Genomic DNA, 17,811 nt, shown 5'->3' on the forward strand with positions numbered 1-17,811 from the left:
CTGATCCGTGTCGTGACGGTACGCGTATGACGGCGATCGACGCCGTCTCGGTGTTCCTGCCGCAGCACCGGGTGCCGGTCGAGAGCCTGGCCGCGCCGCTGGGCCTGACCGACATGCAGGTCCGCCTGTTCGGCCGCTTCCACGGCCTGACCGAGGTCCGCCGCGACCCCGGGCTGTCCCTGACCGACCTGCTGCTGCGCGCGGCGGGCGGCCTCACCGCGCTGCCCGCGCTGCGGCGGCGGGTGCGGTTCGTGGTGTACGGGCGGGCGTTCCCCGTGGTCACCCCCTATCCGGTCAACCCGCTGCACGAGGTGTGCCGCACGCTCGGGCTGAGCCACGCGCTCGCGTTCACGCTCACCCAGCAGTCCTGCGCGAGCGCGCTGGCCGCGATCGACGTGGCCGGGCGGCTGCTCGCGTCCGAACCGGACACGCCGGACGGCCCGCCGCTCGCGCTGGTGCTCACCGGGGAGAAGGCGTTCACCCGCGACGCCCAGTTCATCCCGGAGACGTCGGTGTTCAGCGAGGGCTCGTCGGCCTGCCTGCTCAGCGCCGGCGGCGGCCGGGACCGGCTGCTCGCGTACGCCTGCCACCAGCGGGGCGAGTTCGACGTGGCCGGCGGCGAGTCCCCGGCGCGGTTCCAGCGGGCGTACCGGCCGGCGCTGGCCGAGGTGATCGGCCGCGCGCTGGACCGGGCCGGGACGGCGCTGTCCGAGCTGCGGCTGGTGCTGCCGCACAACGTGAACCTGATGACCTGGAAGCGGCTGTGCCGGCTGATCGGGCTGCCGCTGGACCGGGTGCTGCTGGACAACGTGACCGAGACCGGCCATGTGTTCTGCGCCGACGCGTTCGTCAACTACCGCACCGCCCGGCAGCGCGACCTGCTCCGGCCGGGTGACCGCTATCTGGTCGCGGCGGTCGGTGCCGGGGACGGCGCGACGTTCGCCGCCATGGTGTTCGAGCACTGACCGGCGTACGGGAGGGCGGCATGGACGACGGGCTGCGCCTGCTGCGGGCCGCACGCCGTACGGTCACCGGCCCGGCCGCGCTGCTCGCCGATCCCGTGCTGCGCGAGCGCAGCGCCGGCTACCTGGCGGACCTGACCCGGCCGTACGGGCTGCGCGTGCCCGACGGTCTGTTCGACGCGCCGTCGGCGGCGCTGGGCCAGTCGTACGGGGAGATGGCCGCCGAGCTGATCCCGGCGCTCGTGCCGCCGGACGAGCCGGTGGATCTGCTGGTGCTGGCGTTCGCCGTGCACGACATGCTGCCCGGCCGGGCCACCGCGGCGTACCTCAGTCATGCGTGCCCGGGCACGCCGATGTCGTTCGCGCTCTGCGACCAGGGTTCGGCGGCGGCGTTCACCGGGCTGCGGATCGCCCGCGACTACGGGTGCCGCCGGGCCCTGCTGGTCACCGTGGAGCAGGCGGTCCTGCCGTACGACGCGGCGGTGCCCGTACCGGCCCGCCACCGGGCGGTGGCCATGCTCTACGGCACCGCGGCCGACGACACCGCCCGGACCGGCGGGGCGCGGGTCACCGGGCTGCGCCAGCTCGCCGACGTCGGCCCCGGCGACGTCGCGGCGCTCGCGGCGGGCGAGGTGCGCGAGCTGACGGCCGGGCGTACCGATGTCGCTGTCGTGCTCGGCGCTGATCTCGCGGCCGCGTGGCCCGGCCCCGGCGGCGCGGTGACGGCCGGTCCGCCGAGGCAGCCGTCCACCGGGGTCTGGTGGGCGCTGCTGGACCGTCTCGCCGGGGACGCGGCGCGGCCCCGGCCGGTGGTGGTGGCCGACTACGAGCCCGGCCTGGGCTACCTGAGCGTTGTCGCGCTGGCGCCGGCGGGCCGGTCAGAGCCCGTCGGCGAGCGCGGCGCGGACGAACGCGCAGAGCCGCTCGTTCGCCTCCGGGGCGCCGACGGTGATCCGGACCCCGGCGCCTGGTAGCGCCATCACCAGGATGCCCGCCTCCCGGGCCCGCTCGGCGAACGGCACGGCCCGCTCCCCCAGCGGCAGCCACACGAAGTTGGCCTCGCTGGGTGCGACGGTGAGCCCGAGGCCGCGCAGCGCGCCGATCAGGCGGGTACGCGCCGCCACCAGGTCGGTGCACCGCCGGGTCAGTTCGGCATCCACCTCCGGTGTCAGGCTCGCCACCGCGGCCTTCTGGGCGAGCGCGGAGGGGAAGAACACCGCCCCGGTGAGCGCGGCGGCCCGGGTGAGCCGGGGCGGCACCACGGCGTACCCGACGCGCAGCGCGGCCAGGCCGTACGCCTTGGAGAACGTGCGCAGCACGCAGACGTTGTCGTACGCGCGGTACAGGTCCATCCCGTCCGGTGAGCGCGGGTCGGTGACGAACTCGCGGTACGCCTCGTCCACGATCACCGGCACGTCGGCCGGGATGCGGTCCAGGAACGCCTCGACGTCGTCGCGGCGCAGCGCCGTACCGGTCGGGTTGTTGGGGTTGCACAGCAGCACGCACCGGGTCCGGTCGGTGACCGCGTCGGCCATCGCCGGCAGGTCGTGGTCGTACCCGTCCATCGGGACCGGCACCGCGCGGGCGCCGGCGTTGCCGATGATAAGCGGGTAGCCCTCGAACGACAGGGCCGGGTGGACGACGTCCGGGCGCGGCCCGAGGGACTGCACGAGGTGCTGGCACAGCCCGGCCGAACCGGGGCCGACGAGGATCGCCTCGGGGCCGACCCCGAGCCGCGCCGACAGCGCCGCCACCAGCGCCGACGACGTGCGGTCCGGATAGCGCTGGAGCGTCGCGGCGGCGTCCTCGACCACCCGCCGGATCCCTGGTAGCGGCGGGTAGGGCGTCTCGTTCATGGACAGGTCGGCCGGGGGTTGCGTCCCGACGGCGGTGGCAGGCGTCATCATCGTTCACTCTCCGACGGGACCGGTGGGAGCGGGGTGTGCGCGTGCCGGTCGGCCAGCAGCCCCAGTTGGTAGAGCCGGTCGACGGCGGACAGCGGCCGCACATCGGTGCCGGAGAGGTTGCCGGCGGTGAGCCCGAGCAGCCGGGGGTTGGCGGCGGTGCGGCGCATCATCCGCGCGCCGAGCAGCTTCGGCAGCCCGGACACGGCGGTGATCATGCGGGAGGCGTTGTGGCTGACGGTGGCGACGTGGTCGAGCCGGGGCCGCCGGGCCGCCTCGAAGGCCCGCAGCGCCCGGTCCACGGCGGCCGGTTCCGGCGTGCCGCCCTCGGCGGCCAGGCAGGCGGCGAGCGTCTCGGCGTCACCGAGGGAGCTGTTGACGCCCTGCGCGGCCATCGGGTGCACCGCGTGGGCGGCCTCACCGGCGAGCGCGAGCCCCGGTGCGGCCAGGCGCGCGCTGCGCAGCCGGTAGACGGCGAGCAACTGGCGCCGGTGCAGGCTCGCGCGCACGGCCGGTTCCAACGGGCGGATCGCCGGCACGTCGGCGAGCAGCCGTCCGCACCACGCGTCCAGGTCCACGCGCCCCCGGAACTCGTCCGGTGTGACCTGCACGTAGAGGCGGCACCGCCCGCCCGGCAGCGGGTAGACCAGGCAGAGTCCCCGGGCGGTGCGGTAGGCGGACACCTCGTCGGCCACGTCGGCGCCGTCCACGTCGAAGGCGACCAGGCCGTGCGGGTACTCCCGGCGTTCCACGCCGATCCCGGCCGCGCGGCGCAGCGGCGAGGACATGCCGTCGGCCGCGACCACCAGCGGCGCCGCGATGTCCCGCTCGGCGCCGTCCGCGACGACCCGGACGCCGTCGATCCGCCCGCCGTGATCGCGCCGGACGCCTGTCACCCGCACGCCCCACCGGACCTCCACCGTGGCCGGCAGCCGGCCGGCGAGCACCGCGCGCAGGTCGCCGTAGTCGGCGCAGAGGATCTGCCGGTACGCCCCGGGCAGGCCGGCGTAGTCCAGGCAGAGCAACGGTTCACCGTACGCGTCGCGGATGGCCAGCCGCCCGACCGGGCGCGCGCCGGTGGCCCGCAGGGCGTCCAGCGCGCCCCAGGAGTCGAGGATCCGGACCGTCTCGGGCTGGAGGATCTCGCCCTTGGCGATCGACGCGGGAGCGCGCTGCCGGTCGAGCACGAGCACCCGCAGGCCGAGCGCGCCGATCGCGTGGGCGCAGGCCAGCCCGCCGGCGCCGGCGCCGGCCACCAGCACGTCGGCGGTCATCGCGCCACCACGCCCGGTGCGGCACCGGACCGCGCGGCGGCGGCCCGGCGGTACTCGCCGAGCGTCCGCAGCGCGAGCGCCTGGGTGATCACCGCGTTCGGGTAGCGCATGTGGTGGCGGATGTAGTTGCACACCCGGGCGGCGGGCCAGGCGCCGTCCGGTCCGGCGGCGGCCACCAGCCAGGCGACGCCCCGGTCCACCGCCCCGCCGGCGTCCGGGTCCCCGGTGGCGAGCAGGCCCTGCACCGCCCAGGACGTCTCCTCGACGGTGCCGCCGGTGCCGTCGCCCGGGCCCCACGAGCCGTCGGGCAGCTGGGTGTCGCGCAACCACCGGGCCGCGCGGCGTACCACCTCGTGCCGGGCGTGCCCGACCCGGGACAACGCGGCGACCACCACAGCGGTGCCGGAGGTGTGGTCGCGGTACCAGAGGTTCTCGAACGTGCCGTCGGGCGCGGCCCGGGTCAGCAGCCAGGCCGCCGCGCGGGCGATCGCCGGGTGGTCGTCCGGGTGCCCGGCGTCGTGCAGCGCGAGGATCGCCTGGCTGGTGATGGCCGGGCAGGGGCCGTCGTTGGCGAGCCGGGTGTCGCGGACCCACAGGCTCCACGAGCCGCGGCTGTCCTGGCGGCCGGCGAGCCACGCCAGGCCCTGGCGCAGCACCGGGTCGGTGCCGGCGCCGGGGAGTCCGGCGAGCGCGGAGAGGATCTCGGCGGACTCCAGCGTGACCGGCCAGCCCCGGGCGTTCGAGTAGCTCCACCCGCCCGGCGGCACGCCGAGCACCTCGAACGCCTCCGTCTTGCGGGCGGCGTGGAGGAACTCCCGGGTGGCGTGCAGCCGGGGGTCGTCGGCGTAGCCGGCCGCGATCAGCCCGGTCGCCGCGTACCCGGATCGGGTGAGGTCCAGGTTGGTGACCGCGTCCCAGGACCCGTCGGGGCGGACCGCGCGGCGCAGCCAGCCGACGACGGCGCGGGCGATGTCGGGGGCCTCGCCGCTGCGGGCCAGGCCGAGCAGGACGAGTGCGGCCGGCCACGGGTCCTCGCTGAGCGCGCCGGTGCGGCCCTCGTGGTCGTGGATGGACCGCAGCAGCCGTACCGCCGCCGGACGGGCGCGGCGCAGCGTGGCCCGGCGCAGCCGGCCCGCGGGCAGCATGTCTGCCTGCATCAGGGCCAGCCCGACGAACGGCGCGGTACGGAACGACAGGCGCTGCCGGCGTACCCGGTCGAACAGGACGATCTCCAGCGGCAGCCGGCGCAGCGGGCCGGCCTCGGCGGTCATCCCGGCCATGGTGAGCAGTTGCCGGCACAGCAGCGAGATCGCCGGGTCGGTGATCGTGTCGACGCCGCCGAGCGCGGCCAGCCGGGCGCGGCCAGCCGCAATCGCGTCGGCGCTGTCCGCCGGTGCGCTCAACGCCAGCGCGGCGACCGCCACGGCGGTGGGTACGACGGCGGTGCCGGCGCCCACGACGCCACCCCAGCCGCCGTCGTCGTGCTGCGCGCGGCGCAGCCAGGCGGTCCCGGCGTCGACCAGGTCGGCGCAGCCGGACGGGTCGGCGGCGTGCAGGGCGGCGACAGCGCCCGCGGTGCCGAGCACCGAGGCGGGTGGGTCGTCGCCGAAGGCGCCGTCGGGGCGGCGGCGGCGGAACAGCGCCTCGGCGCCGTCGGTGAGGGCCTTCCCGACGGCCTCGGCGGTCACAGCGGTCATGGCGCGTCCTCCAGCGGCAGTCGACTGCGGGTGGCGAGGGTCAGGCCCGCCACCGGCGGGCCGAGTTCGTGCCGGACGCGCATGCCGCGCTGCGCCAGCCAGGTCAGCAGCACCATCGGCAGCGCGAGCGCGAGCTGCACGGCGACGCCGAGGCCGAGCCCGACCGCCGCCGAGGCCAGCACGACCCGTTCGACGACCAGGACCGAGTGGGCGCTCAGCGCGACCAGGACGGGCATCCCGTCGCGGCGCGCCACCAGCGGGGCCAGCGCGACGACGCCGGTGGCCAGGACGACGAGCACAGTGGCCAGGTACGCCACCCGCGTGCCCGTGCCGGCCAGCAGTCCGGCGGTCACCGCGGCGCCGATCGTGACGGCGTAGAGCGCCACCACGGTCCGTACGGCCACCGGCACGCCGCGCCCCACCGGCAGCGTGCGGTAGCCGCCGGCGCGGTCGCCGTCGATGTCGCGCAGCGCGCCGACCAGGTTGGACATCGCGTCGTGCGACCAGAACGCGACGACGAGCGCGAGCAGCACCGGCACCGCCCAGGCACGGTCCGGCGCGATCCCGGCGGCGAGCGCGCCGTAGCCGAGCGCGACCGCGCCGAGCGCGCCGCGGACCAGGTTGCCGGCGATCCCCCGGGCCTTGAACCACCTGCTGTACGCGACGATGCCGCACCCGGCCAGCAGCGCCGCCAGCGTGGTGCCCCATCCGTCCAGCACGGCGAGGACCCCGAGCGCGGCGAAGCAGGCGCTGCCGCACCACAGGGCCGTGCCCGCGCGCAGCCGGCTGGACGGGATCGGCCGGTGCGGTTTGCTGCCGGCGTCGAGGTCCCGGTCGAAGTAGTCGCCGAGGTAGTGGCCGCCGAGCCAGCCGGCGGTCGGAGCGGCCCAGGCCGACAGCAGCAGCCACGGGTCGTGGCGGCCACCGGCCACCGCGGCGCCGGCCAGGCCGACCAGTCCGACGTACCAGAGGGTGTAGGGCCGCCAGGTCTCCACGTGGGCCCGCAGTGCTCGCACGGCGCCGGCCGTGCTCACGCCATCTCGCTCGTCATCCAGGCCGCGATGCCGGTGAGCACGTCCGCGCTCGCGGACGGGGTGAGCGCGGCCAGCTCGGCGCGGGCCCGCTCGGCGTGCTCCACCATCCGCCGCCGGGCACCGGCGACCGCGCCCACGTCGTCGAGCAGGGCGGTGACCCACTCGACGTCGCCGGGCCCGGCGCCGCGGCGGTGCAGCACCGCCAGCAGCTCCACCCGTTCGGCGTCGCCGATCGCGTCGTAGGCCAGCAGCAGCGGCAGCGTGGGGCGGCCGTTGTTGAGGTCGCTCGTCGCGGGCTTGCCGGTCTGCTCCGGAGTGGACAGGTAGGACAGCAGGTCGTCGCGGATCTGGAACGCGGTGCCGAGGTGCTCGCCGTAGCGGGCCAGTGCGGCGGAGACCAGCGGGTCGGCGCCGCCGAGCAACGCGCCGATGTGGCACACGGCGCGGAACAGCGAGCCGGTCTTGAGCCGGATCATCTCCGGGTACCAGCGGGCGCCCGCGTCCAGGTCGCCGACGAGCCGCGCCTCCAGCGCCTGGCCCCGGCAGAGGTCCTGGCCCGCCTCGGCGAGCGCGGTGACGGCGGCGACGACCGAGGCAGCGGGTACCGCCCGGCCGCTCTCCACGATCGCCTGGAAGGCGTGGAAGATGAGGTGGTCGCCGGCCACGATGGCGCCGGGGATGCCGTAGGCGACAGGGACCGCCGGGCGGCCGCGGCGCAGTGTGTCGGCGTCGATGATGTCGTCGTGCACGAGCGTCGCGACGTGCAGGTATTCGGTGCCGAGCGCGGCGGCGAGGACGTCCCGTGGCGATCCACCCACGGCCTCCGCGGCGTGCAGCGTCATCATCGGGCGGAGCATCTTTCCCGCCGGCAGCAGCGCGTAGCGGACTATCGCGTCGAGCTGGTCGGGCGTCTCCGGCCACCGCCGGCCGAGTTCGGCGCGCAGCAGCCGCCCCGATTCGCTACGGGCCAGGTCGTCGATGAAGGGCGGATATCGCGTGGAGCCAGCAACCGTCATGACGCGTCGACCCTTTCGCCAGGGATCGGCTAGTCGCCACGCGAGACGTTACCGGTAGGCCCTCCCCGGAACAACCACTGATAAATGCGCATCGACATGGGTGGCCGCAAATGTCGTGACAGCATTCTTCAGCACATTGACCGAAGCACCGAGAAATCCGCCGTTTGACCCACGGCCGCCATCTCGATGCATATGCGTCAATGTTCGGGCGCACGGGACGGCACCGGACAGGTGCGACCCGCCCGGATCAGGCGCCGGCGGTGAACTCCATGAGCGTCAGCCCGTCGGTGCCGTGGTAGGTGCGCCGGGGCGCCAGACCCGCGGCGGCGGCCAGCGCGGCGAACTCGGGCACCCCGCGCTCCCGGCCGCCGACGAGCACCAGCATCCGCAGGTCGTACGGCGACAGGTGCGGCACGTGCGGCATCGTCGGCAGCACCTCGATGACGAGCACCCGGCCGGTGGTCCCGGCCGCCTCGGCGCAGCGCCGCAGGATCGCGGTGGCGTGGGCGTCGCTCCAGTCGGTGAGCGCGCGGGAGACCACGTACACGTCGGCGCCGGGCGGCAGCGGGGCGAAGAAGTCCCCCACCACTGTCTCGGCCCGGTCGGCGAGGCCGCACGCGGCGAACGTCGCGGCGGCGGTGGCCACCGGCTCGTCGCGGTCGACGAGCGTGCCGCGCAGGTGCGGATGGGCGCCGAGCACCTCCCGCAGCAGCCCGCCCGCGCCGCCGGCCACGTCGACCACGTGGCCGGCCTCGTGCCAGGGGTAGAGCGCGGCGACCTCCGGCGCGGTGAACCGCTGCTGGCTGAGCATCAGCGCGTCGAAGTAGGCCCGGTGGTCCGGGTGGGCGTCCAGGTCGGCCCAGAAGTCGCGCCCGTGCACCTCCCGGTAGCCGGGCCCGCCGGTGCGGATCGCGTGCGGCAGGCCGGTCCAGGCCAGGTCCATCCGCGCGCCGAGGCCGGCGAGGTCCAGGTAGGCGCCGTGGCCGCCGCCGTCGCGGTCGCAGAGCAGCTCGCCGACGTCGGTCAGGCCGAACACGTCCGGCGACACCTCGACGAACACGCCCCGGTGCACGAGGTAGCGCAGCAGGCGGCCCAGCGCGGCGGCGTCCGCGCCGCAGGCGTCGGCCAGCTCACCCAGGCCGGTGACACCCGCGGCGATCCGGTCCGGCACGCGCAGCGTCACCGCCGTGCGGACCGCGAACGGGGTGGCCAGGTCGGTGAGCCGGTCGAGCCGCTCCCCCGCGTCACCCTCGATCGGGGCATCGATCGACACCGGCGCCTCCTCCCGCGTCGCGGGCCGGCACCGCCGCCCCCGCCGGTGCGCATGCTTCCAGGCGTACGGCGGGTGAGTCAACGACGACGGCTGGTGAGGACATTCATGGACGTGGAACAATTCGCGGACCAGCCGAGGCGCGCAGACCGGAGGGATCATCGATGACCACATCCATCGCGGCCGAGGTCCGGCTCGTCTCCGGCGCGCTGGGCGCCGAGGTCCACGGCGTCGACCTGAACACGCTCACCGACGAGGGCTTCGCGCTGATCCACGACCTGCTGCTCAAGCACCAGGTGGTCTTCCTCGCCGGCCAGACCGGGCTGACGCCGCAGGCGCACGTCGCGTTCGGCCGCCGCTTCGGCGAGGTGGAGCTGCACCCGTACCTGCCCCGGCTGGACGGGCACCCGGAGATCGTCGTGATCGACTCCGCCGACGGCGGCAAGGTCGACGTCTGGCACACCGACATGACGTTCCACCAGAGCCCGCCGATCGCCTCGATCCTGCACCTGATCCAGTTGCCCGAGGTCGGCGGCGACACCATGTGGACCAACCAGTACCGGGTCTACGAGGCGCTCTCCGCGCCGATGCGGGACCTGCTCGACGGGCTGACCGCCATCCACGTCATCCGGATCGGCACCGAGTTCACCAGCCGGGCCGAACACCCGGTGGTCCGGGTGCACCCGGAGACCGGGCGCCGCTCGCTGTACGTCAACCGGCTGTTCACCTCGCACATCCCGCAGCTGACCCGCAACGAGAGCGACGCGCTGCTGGAGCACCTGTTCACCTTCTCCGAGAGTCCCCAGTTCACCTGCCGCTACCGGTGGCGGACCGGGGACGTCGCGGTGTGGGACAACCGGGTCACCCAGCACTACGCCGTTAACGACTACGACGGCCTGCGGCGCGGGCAGCGGATCACCGTGCTCGGCGACCACCCGACCGGCGACGAGCCCCGGTGGGAGCACTACGTCCCGGCACCGGGCGAGCGCTACTGGCCGGGCCGGGTCAACGCGGTGGAGAGCTACTGACCGCCGGTCACCAGGTGACCGGGAAGGAGGCGATGCCGCCGTTCATCCGGTCGTGCCGCCACGGGATCTCCGCCAGCGGCACCGCCGGCGACAGCCCTGGCATCCGGGTCAGCAGCGCCCCGAGCGACAGCTCCACCTGCATCCGGCCCAGCGCCGTGCCGAGGCAGAAGTGCGGCCCGAAGCCGAAGGTCAGGTGCGGTACGCCGGGCCGGCGGTCGATGTCGAAGACGTTCGGCTCGGGGAAGAACCGGGGGTCGCGGTTGCCGGCCCACGGGATCGCCATCACGCAGTCGCCGGCCCGCATCCCGACCCCGCCGAGGACCAGGTCCGCACGGACCACCTGCACCCGGAACATGGCGCTCACCGACGTGTAGCGCAGGATCTCGTCGGTGGCCGCGGCGAGCTTGCCCGGCGCGGCGCGCAGCTTCGCCAGTTGCTCCGGGTGCTGGAACAACGCGCGCAGGCCCGCGCTCGTCGAATTGATCTCCAGGCCGCCGAGCAGCACCCCCATGGCCAGCTCGACCAGTTCGGCGTCGACCAGCTCGTGCGCGCCGCCGCCGCGGACCCAGGCCGAGAGCAGGTCGTCGCCGGGCTCGGCCCGCTTGCGCGCCAGCTGCCCGGCCAGGTAGTCCCGCAACTCGGCCTGCGCGGTCGCGGCGGTGGCCGAGCCGTACGCGGTGACCGAGTTCAGCCCCTCGATCCAGGCGTAGAACCGGGGCCGGTCGGAGGCCGGGACGCCGAGCACGTCGCACACCACGAGCACCGGCAGCGGCGCCACCAGTCCGGCCACCACGTCGGCCGGGCGCGGACCGGCCAGCATGGCGTCGACCAGCTCGTCCACCAGCCGCTGCACCCGGGGCCGGAACGTCCCGATGCGCCGGGCGGTGAACGCGCGGCCGGCCACCCGCCGCACCACGGCGTGCGCCGGGCCGTCCATGTTCAGCTCCCGGGGGCCGCCGCCGTCCGGTGTCGCCGTCGCGCCCAGCGGCAGCCGGGAGAAGCGGGGGTCGGCCAGGACGGTGCAGCAGTCCTCGTAGCCGAGCACCAGCCAGGCGGCCCGCCCGTCGGGCAGCCGCACCCGGCTGACCGGCTCGGCGACGACCATCTCCAGCAGCTCGGCGGGAAGGTCACCGGTGAACGGTTCGAACGGATAGGAACGCAGCCCGGAATTGACTGTCGCCGGGCCACCGGGCGGCTGATCGTGGTCCACCTCGGACATCGGCTAAGAGTCCAGCATCGGTTAGTCCGGCGTCAATATCCGCCGCATGCGTTCACGGCCTTCCGCGTACCGGTGCCGATCCCCTAGCATCGGTTCTCCAGGGCTGCCGTTTCGCCGCGCGGATTGGTGGGATTTGACTGCGCCGCTGCGATTTCTGATGTCGACGTGGGGCTGGCGGTCGCATTTCTACAGCCTGGTCCCGCTCGGCTGGGCGTTTCAGGCCGCCGGTCACGAGGTACGGGTGGCCAGTCACCCGTCGATGGCCGCCACGATCAGCGCGGCCGGGCTCGCCGCCGTACCGCTGGGCGAGGACGTCGACTTCGCCGAGGCGTTCGCCGGCCGGATCGGCGCGGTGGCCCCGCTCGCCGGTTCCGCGCCGGCCGGCGCGGTCGAGCCGGCGATCACCGCCGACGGCGGGGTGGTCCGGTTCGCCGACGCCGTCCTCGACGACCTGGTCTCCTTCGGCCGGTCCTGGCGGCCGGACCTGGTCCTCTGGGAGCCGTTCAACCTGGCCGCGCCGGTGGCCGCCGCCGCGCTGGGCGTGCCGGGCGTGCTGAACCTGTGGGGGCCGGACTCCTCGACCACGCTGCGCCTGGACCCGGACGAGGTGGTCGGGCCGCTGGCCGCCCGGTTCGGGTTGCGCGCCGCCGACGTGCCGCTGGACGGCGTCCTGACGCTCGACCCGGTGCCGCCGCCGATGCAGGTGCCGATGCGACGCCCCGGCCGTCCGGTGCGGTTCGTGCCGTACAACGGTCCGGCCGTGGTGCCGGACTGGCTGCGCCGCCCGGCGGACCGGCCCCGGGTCTGCGTCACGGCGGGCACCATGATGGCCGGTGCCGGGCTGCACGACCGGCTCGACCTGGGCGGGGTGATCCGCGCGGTGGCCGGGCTCGACGTGGAGGTCGTCGTGGTGGTCGAACCGCGCCAGCACGAGGGGCTGGGCCCGCTGCCGGCCCGGGTCCGCCTGGTCGACGGGCCGCTGGCTGTTCGCCTGGTGCTGCCCACCTGCGCCGCGCTCGTGCAGCAGGGCGGGGCCGGCACCACCATGACCGCGCTCGCGTACGGCGTGCCGCAGCTCGTCCTGCCCCAGGTCAGCGACCAGCACTTCAACGCGGAACGGCTGGCCGCCACCGGCGCCGGCACCTGGCTGGCAGGTGAGCAGGCCACCGCCGACGCGGTCCGGGACCTCGTCGGCGAGCTGGTCGGCGACGGGCCCCGGCGGCGGGCCGCGGCGCTGATGCGTGACCGGGTCCGCGCCATGCCCGCCCCCGCCGACCTGGTGCCGACGCTCGCCGCCCTGGCCCGGGGCGGCCCGATCTGAGGAGTCGCAGATGACGCAGGACCCGCCGGCCATCCCGTACCCGCTCGCGCCGGCTCCGACGATCTACCACCCGTCGCCGGACTACACCCGGATGCGGGAGACGTGCCCGGTGGCCCGGGTCGAGCTGCCCGACGGGGCGTGCGCGTACCTGGCCACCCGGCACGCCGACGTGCGCCGGGTCTTCACCGACCAGCGGTTCAGCCGGGCCGCCGCGGCCGGCCCGAACCGCCCGACCCGGGAACTCGGCTCGCTCGCCGAGGACTCGCTGATCGGGATGGACCCGCCGCGGCACACCACCATGCGCCGGGCCGTCTCACACGCGTTCACCGTCCGCCGGGTGGAGGAGCTGCGCCCGCGGGTGGCGGCGCTCGTCGACCGCATGATCGACGACTTGGAGGCGGCCGGCCCGCCGGCCGACCTGATCACGCACGTCTCCGGTCCCCTGCCGATCTCCGTGATCAGCACGCTGTTCGGCATCCCCGAGCGGGACCGGGAGCGGGTACGCCGGTGGTCGGACGCGCTCGTCGGCGACTGGGACGCCGACCCGGACGCGCCGCGGGCGGCGCTGGAGGCGTTCCGCGAGCTGATCGACCTGCGGCGCCGCGAGCCCGGCGACGACCTGATGAGTGCGCTCATCAAGGTCTGGGACGACCACGACGACCTCACCGAACGGGAGCTGGTGTCGGTCACCGCCGGGATCTTCGTGGGCGGGCACGAGACCACCACCAACCAGCTCAACCTGTTCCTGCTGGTGCTGGCCCGCCATCCCGAGCAGCTGGCCGGGCTGCGCGGCGACGATCCGGTGGCGGTGGCCCGGGCGGTCGAGGAGCTGTCCCGCTTCATCCAGCTCGGCGACAACGGGGTGCTGCTGCCCCGGGTCACGACCGAGGAGGTGGAGCTGGGCGGCGTACGCCTGCCGGCCGGCGCCGCGGTGCTGCCGGCGATCGCGTCGGCCAACCGGGACGCCACGGTGTTCCCGGGCGCGGACACGCTCGACCTGACCCGCGTGCACAATCCGCACCTGGCGTTCGGCGCCGGCCCGCACCACTGCCTGGGCGCGGCGCTGGCCCGGATGGAGTTGCAGGAGGCGCTGGGCGCGCTGCTGCGGCGGCTGCCGGGGCTGCGGCTCGCCGTCGACGAGGCGGAGCTGCGATTCCGGCCGGGGCTGGTGGTGCGCAGCCTGGAGTCGCTGCCGGTGACCTGGGACCGGTGACCGGTCAGCCGCCCGCCGATCCGGGGACGACCCGGGTCGGCGCGGCGGGGTCGAGCGCCGCCTCCACCGCCACCTCCTCCACGCCGCGCAGCAGCCGTTCCGCCTGCTCCTCGGTGAAGCAGCCGAAGTCGAAGATGACCTGGAGGTGGACCGTCTCCGGCTGGTCCTCGACGGTGATGAAGACCTGTTCGGGCAGGTGGTCCAGCGGGCCGTCCCAGACCAGGAACGTCTCGTCGGCCCGGCGGCGGATCCGCTCGGCGGTCACCGGGTCGTCGTGCAGCCCGCCGTCGGCCGCCTGCCGGGTGGTCACCCGCCGGTCGTTGATCCGGCAGCTGATCCGGGCCGGGTACCCGCGTTCGGCGTCCAGCCGGTCCGAGACCTCGGCGAGCTGCGCCGGGTCGTAGTAGGCGTACTTCCCGGCGGAGACCGCGGCCCGGCGGGCGCGCGCCACCACCTCGTCCACAGTGGTGTCCGCGGTGTCGACGCGCAGCACGCCGTTCTGGCTGAGCGGGGCGATGGCCTCGGCGAAGCCCGGCCGGAACCGGTTGCCGACGATGAGCTTGGCGGTGAGCGGGCTGACGCCGGTGGCCCGGCCGATCGCAATCGCGATGACCGCGAGCAGCACGCGCGAGGTGTCCGTGCGGGTCCGCGCCGCGATGGCCCGCACCGCCAGATACGCCGCGGGCGAGCTGAACCGGCCGTGCCAGTACCGGTGGCCCCGGCGCCCACCGGCCGCCGGCTCGCCGAACGTCAGCGGCGGGACGTCCCGCAGGTGCTCGGCCCAGTGGCGCACGGCCCGGTCGCTGAGCCGGCGCAGCGGCGGCGTCTCCTCCCGCCGGCCCAGGTCGAGGATCTGCACGGTACGCGGGTCGGCGACCCGGCGGACCGGCCGGCCGGCCAGGCCGAGGTCGGCCAGGATCAGGGACGTGGCGGTGCCGTCCACCACGAGGTGGTCGATCGTCAGCACCCGGTGCACCAGCGCGCCGCGGTGCCGGATCACCGCCATCCGCACCGACCAGTCCCGGTAGAGGTCGTAGTGGCTGAGCAGGCGGGCGTGGCCCAGGTCGTAGGCGAACGCGGCCACGTCGGCCGGGTCCGCGTCGTCGGGCACGTCCACCACGTCCAGGACCGTCTCGCCGCTCGCCGACACGACCTGGCACGGGCCGCCGCCGTCGCCCGCGCCGAGCCGCATCCGCAACGCCGGGTGCCGGGCCATCAGCGCGGCGAACTCGGCCGCCACCTGCTCGATCGTGACACCGGCGGGCATCGGGTGGGCGCCGCTGACGTTGTGCGTCCAGCCGGTCTCCCGCATGTCCTGCATGATGGCCTTCTGCCCCCAGGTCAGGGGCGCGGTGCCGGCGCCCGGCCCGGCGAACGCCACGGGAAGCTGGGCCTGGACCGTCTGCGCGAACACCCGCTCATCAGAGCAACGCGCATCGGTGTGTGTCAACGTGACGGCGCACGGTTACGCTGCCGTCCATGCGGGACGCCGTCCGGGTCTGGATCGTCCCGGTGGCGGTGCCGGCGGACGAGCTGGCCCGGTACCGGGCGGTGCTCGACGCGGACGAGCGGGACCGGGCCGCGCGGCTCGGCACCGGGGCGCTGCGGGACCGGTTCACAGTGGCGCACGGCGTGCTGCGCGTCCTGGCCGGGCGGATCACCGGCGCGGCACCGGCGGCGCTGACCTGGCGCCGGGGCCGGTACGGCAAACCGGCGCTGACCGGCCCGTGGAGCGGCCTGCACACGAGCCTGTCGTACTCCGGCGGTCTCGTGGCGGTCGCGCTCAGCGAGGGCCGCCCGGTCGGGGTGGACATCCAGCACGTCGCGCCGGGCGGTGACCCGGTGTCGGCGTCCGCGCGCTTCTTCGACCCGCGGGAAGCCCGGCACGTCGCCGCCGGACCGGACCCGGCCGGCCGGGCGCTGCGGTTCGCCCGGCTGTGGGCACGCAAGGAGGCGGCGGTCAAGGCGGCCGGGGGCCGGCTGTGGCCCAACCTCGCCGTGCCGGTGCACCGGGTCGACGTGGTCGAGTGCGTCGAGCCGGCCGGCCCGCACCGGCTCGCCGACCTGCCCACACCCGCCGGGTACGCGGTGGCGGTCGCGCTCGCCGGCGACCGGCCGTACGCCGTCGAGTGCCACACCGGCCTCGGTCACGATCGGTGACGATCGCCGTACCCGTTGACACCCGCCGATGTCCCCTGCTCTGATGACTCCATGCCGACGCGCATGATCGACTCGTGGGACGCCCGGTGCTAGAACACGACGCGCCGGCCGACGCGCCGCCCCGTGACCAGGTCGTCGACCGCCTGACCGTCCTGCTGACCCGCATGCTCCGGCCGGACGCGCCGGTCACCGAGCAGACCCAGCTGATGGACGACCTCGGCCTCAGCTCCTCGCTCGGCCTGGAGCTGCTGCTGTCGCTGGAGGACGAGCTGGAGATCCAGATCGACGTCGAGGAACTCGACGAGGATCGGATGGCCACGCTCGGCGACCTGGCCGACTACATCACCGCCAACTCCACCCCGCGCTGAGCAGGCCGAGACGTGGACCGGCCCGGCCTGAGCGTGGTGGTGCCCGCGCACGAGAACGGCTCCGCGCTCGACGCGACGCTGCGGTCGCTGACCCGGCAGACGCTGCCGCCCGGCGACTTCGAGGTGATCGTCGGCGACGACGGCTCGGCCGTGGCGCTGGGCCCGGTGGTGGACGCCTACCGGGACCGGCTGCGGATCGACTACGTCCGCAGCGAGCGGAACCGGGGCCGCAGCGCCAACCGCAACGCGGCGGCGGCCCGGGCCCGCGCGGACACGCTGATGTTCCTGGACGCCGACACGGTCGCGCATCCCGGGCTGCTGGAGCGGCACCGCGACTTCCACGCCGGTCGCGCCGGGCGGCCCGGGGTGCTGCTCGGGCAGCGGTACGACCTGGACTGGGCCGGCGCGGACGCGCTGCGCCGGGGCGATCCGGTCGCCCCGGCGATGCTCGACGCCGAACGTGGCGACCCGCGGCTGGAGGACATCGCCCTTCCGCAGCGGACGGACGACTTCCCGAGCGCGCCCTGGGTGCTGGGCCTGACCCACAACGCGTCGGTGGACCACGAGTCGTTCCGGCGGGTCGGCGGGTTCGACGAGGCGATGGTCAAGTGGGGCTTCGAGGACCTCGACTTCTTCTACCGGGTGTTCCACCTGCACGGCGCGCCGCCGGAGCTGTTCCGGCTGGACGTCGACGCGCTCTCGTACCACCTGCCGCACTTCCGCAAGACGTCGAACGGGCTCGCCTCGATGGACAACATGAAGTACCTGCTGCGCAAGCACCTGCGCTACGACGTCGAGGTGCTGTACGGGCTCAACACGTTCGGCCGGCACCTGGGCCGGATCCGGCTCTACGGCCAGGCCATCGAGGCGTACCGGGCCGGCGGGCTGGGCCGGCCGGACGTGCTGCCCGCGTCGCTGCGCGAAGAGCTGGCGGCGAGCGCGGCGCTGGTCGTCGGCAACGGCGTGTCCGCGCTGGACCTGGGCGCCGGGTCGCACACGTTCGACCACGACGCGCCGGTCGGCGAGACGAACTCCCACCTGCTGGGCACCGTGCTCCAGCAGTTCAAGGCCGGCGCGCTGGACGTGATCGTCAACGTCGACATGTGGCGGTGCCTGCTCCCCGAGGACCTGCCCGCGTTCCTCACCCGGGGGCTGCTCAAGGCCGACCGGATCGAGCTGGTCGCCACCCGGAGGGGCCCGGACCAGCGCGCCCTGCTGCCGGTGCCGCTGGTCGCCGACCTCGACTACGTGGCCGACATGCTGCGCCCGTACTTCACCGTCGCCGTCGCCGCGTCCGGCGCCGCCACGGTGATCACGCTCCGCTGAGATCCCGGCCGGCCGCTCA

16 protein-coding genes are annotated in these 17,811 nt (G+C 75.2%); 8 read left to right on the forward strand and 8 right to left on the reverse strand.

The genetic code is table 11. The features are described 5' to 3' along the window. The first annotated feature begins 26 nt into the window (after window positions 1–26). Window positions 27–965 (forward strand): 3-oxoacyl-[acyl-carrier-protein] synthase III C-terminal domain-containing protein, encoded by a 939-nt coding sequence (locus CLT75_RS10450; RefSeq protein WP_135240618.1) that lies wholly within the window; start codon window positions 27–29, stop codon window positions 963–965. A gap of 20 nt (window positions 966–985) precedes the next feature. After that, a complete protein-coding gene (locus CLT75_RS10455) occupies window positions 986–1,936 on the forward strand; it encodes a 2-hydroxy-acid oxidase (protein ID WP_135240619.1) in 951 nt (316 codons plus the stop codon). Here CLT75_RS10455 and CLT75_RS10460 read toward each other — a convergent pair. The 6 genes from CLT75_RS10460 to CLT75_RS10485 all read right to left on the reverse strand — a co-directional run bounded on the left by CLT75_RS10460 (window position 1,841) and on the right by CLT75_RS10485 (window position 9,160). Further along, the gene (locus CLT75_RS10460; RefSeq protein WP_486485120.1) at window positions 1,841–2,866 is read right to left on the reverse strand and encodes an aminotransferase class I/II-fold pyridoxal phosphate-dependent enzyme; all 1,026 of its coding nucleotides are present in this window, start codon (window positions 2,864–2,866) and stop codon (window positions 1,841–1,843) included. The genes CLT75_RS10455 and CLT75_RS10460 overlap by 96 nt on opposite strands. After that, complete coding sequence (locus CLT75_RS10465; protein ID WP_135240621.1) at window positions 2,866–4,140, reverse strand: FAD-dependent oxidoreductase; 1,275 nt, start codon at window positions 4,138–4,140, stop codon at window positions 2,866–2,868. Before CLT75_RS10465 ends, CLT75_RS10460 begins: the two co-directional genes overlap by 1 nt. Further along, window positions 4,137–5,837 carry a prenyltransferase/squalene oxidase repeat-containing protein gene (locus tag CLT75_RS10470; protein ID WP_135240622.1) on the reverse strand — a complete coding sequence of 567 codons (1,701 nt, stop codon included), beginning with the start codon at window positions 5,835–5,837 and terminating at the stop codon, window positions 4,137–4,139. Before CLT75_RS10470 ends, CLT75_RS10465 begins: the two co-directional genes overlap by 4 nt. After that, complete coding sequence (locus CLT75_RS10475; protein WP_135240623.1) at window positions 5,834–6,871, reverse strand: UbiA family prenyltransferase; 1,038 nt, start codon at window positions 6,869–6,871, stop codon at window positions 5,834–5,836. Before CLT75_RS10475 ends, CLT75_RS10470 begins: the two co-directional genes overlap by 4 nt. Further along, on the reverse strand, window positions 6,868–7,887 hold the full coding sequence (locus CLT75_RS10480) for a polyprenyl synthetase family protein (RefSeq protein WP_135240624.1): 1,020 nt from the start codon (window positions 7,885–7,887) through the stop codon (window positions 6,868–6,870). Before CLT75_RS10480 ends, CLT75_RS10475 begins: the two co-directional genes overlap by 4 nt. 247 nt (window positions 7,888–8,134) lie before the next feature. Continuing rightward, window positions 8,135–9,160 carry a methyltransferase gene (locus CLT75_RS10485; protein ID WP_135240625.1) on the reverse strand — a complete coding sequence of 342 codons (1,026 nt, stop codon included), beginning with the start codon at window positions 9,158–9,160 and terminating at the stop codon, window positions 8,135–8,137. 161 nt (window positions 9,161–9,321) lie between these two features. On the opposite strand from CLT75_RS10485, the gene CLT75_RS10490 reads away from it, so the two are divergent. After that, window positions 9,322–10,185, forward strand: coding sequence for a TauD/TfdA family dioxygenase (locus CLT75_RS10490; RefSeq protein ID WP_135240626.1), 864 nt, complete (start codon window positions 9,322–9,324; stop codon window positions 10,183–10,185). A gap of 7 nt (window positions 10,186–10,192) precedes the next feature. Here the strand turns inward: CLT75_RS10490 and CLT75_RS10495 are convergent, their stop codons facing one another. Then, window positions 10,193–11,404, reverse strand: a complete 1,212-nt coding sequence (locus tag CLT75_RS10495) for a cytochrome P450 (protein ID WP_135240627.1) — start codon at window positions 11,402–11,404, stop codon at window positions 10,193–10,195. A gap of 157 nt (window positions 11,405–11,561) precedes the next feature. Between CLT75_RS10495 and CLT75_RS10500 the strand changes: the two genes are divergently transcribed. Both CLT75_RS10500 and CLT75_RS10505 read left to right on the forward strand, forming a co-directional pair. Beyond that, complete coding sequence (locus CLT75_RS10500; RefSeq protein WP_135240628.1) at window positions 11,562–12,725, forward strand: nucleotide disphospho-sugar-binding domain-containing protein; 1,164 nt, start codon at window positions 11,562–11,564, stop codon at window positions 12,723–12,725. Between the two features lie 10 nt (window positions 12,726–12,735). Further along, window positions 12,736–13,938, forward strand: coding sequence for a cytochrome P450 (locus tag CLT75_RS10505; RefSeq protein WP_135240629.1), 1,203 nt, complete (start codon window positions 12,736–12,738; stop codon window positions 13,936–13,938). A 4-nt stretch (window positions 13,939–13,942) separates the two neighbouring features. Here CLT75_RS10505 and CLT75_RS10510 read toward each other — a convergent pair whose 3' ends face one another. Continuing rightward, entirely contained in the window at window positions 13,943–15,352 is a 1,410-nt protein-coding gene (locus CLT75_RS10510) for a condensation domain-containing protein (protein WP_135240630.1), read from the reverse strand. Between the two features lie 65 nt (window positions 15,353–15,417). Here CLT75_RS10510 and CLT75_RS10515 point away from each other — a divergent pair, with 65 nt between their 5' ends. From CLT75_RS10515 to CLT75_RS10525, 3 genes are all read left to right on the forward strand, one after another. Further along, the gene (locus CLT75_RS10515) at window positions 15,418–16,098 is read left to right on the forward strand and encodes a 4'-phosphopantetheinyl transferase superfamily protein (RefSeq protein WP_135240631.1); all 681 of its coding nucleotides are present in this window, start codon (window positions 15,418–15,420) and stop codon (window positions 16,096–16,098) included. Window positions 16,099–16,172: 74 nt separating this feature from the next. Further along, window positions 16,173–16,466 (forward strand): phosphopantetheine-binding protein, encoded by a 294-nt coding sequence (locus tag CLT75_RS10520; protein WP_232236583.1) that lies wholly within the window; start codon window positions 16,173–16,175, stop codon window positions 16,464–16,466. A 12-nt stretch (window positions 16,467–16,478) separates the two neighbouring features. Next, window positions 16,479–17,792: a glycosyltransferase gene (locus CLT75_RS10525; RefSeq protein WP_135240632.1), complete on the forward strand. Its 1,314-nt coding sequence runs from the start codon at window positions 16,479–16,481 to the stop codon at window positions 17,790–17,792. The last annotated feature ends 19 nt before the right edge of the window (window positions 17,793–17,811 follow it).

It is taken from the genome of Micromonospora sp. CNZ285 (assembly GCF_004637285.1).

Coding starts and splice junctions, on each gene's coding strand:
- CLT75_RS10465 (WP_135240621.1), bottom strand. CDS start 4,140: ATGACCGCCGACGTGCTGGTGGCCGGCGCCGGCGCCGGCGGGCTGGCC.
- CLT75_RS10460 (WP_486485120.1), bottom strand. CDS start 2,866: ATGACGCCTGCCACCGCCGTCGGGACGCAACCCCCGGCCGACCTGTCC.
- CLT75_RS10480 (WP_135240624.1), bottom strand. CDS start 7,887: ATGACGGTTGCTGGCTCCACGCGATATCCGCCCTTCATCGACGACCTG.
- CLT75_RS10450 (WP_135240618.1), top strand. CDS start 27: ATGACGGCGATCGACGCCGTCTCGGTGTTCCTGCCGCAGCACCGGGTG.
- CLT75_RS10515 (WP_135240631.1), top strand. CDS start 15,418: ATGCGGGACGCCGTCCGGGTCTGGATCGTCCCGGTGGCGGTGCCGGCG.
- CLT75_RS10505 (WP_135240629.1), top strand. CDS start 12,736: ATGACGCAGGACCCGCCGGCCATCCCGTACCCGCTCGCGCCGGCTCCG.
- CLT75_RS10490 (WP_135240626.1), top strand. CDS start 9,322: ATGACCACATCCATCGCGGCCGAGGTCCGGCTCGTCTCCGGCGCGCTG.
- CLT75_RS10500 (WP_135240628.1), top strand. CDS start 11,562: ATGTCGACGTGGGGCTGGCGGTCGCATTTCTACAGCCTGGTCCCGCTC.
- CLT75_RS10470 (WP_135240622.1), bottom strand. CDS start 5,837: ATGACCGCTGTGACCGCCGAGGCCGTCGGGAAGGCCCTCACCGACGGC.
- CLT75_RS10495 (WP_135240627.1), bottom strand. CDS start 11,404: ATGTCCGAGGTGGACCACGATCAGCCGCCCGGTGGCCCGGCGACAGTC.
- CLT75_RS10455 (WP_135240619.1), top strand. CDS start 986: ATGGACGACGGGCTGCGCCTGCTGCGGGCCGCACGCCGTACGGTCACC.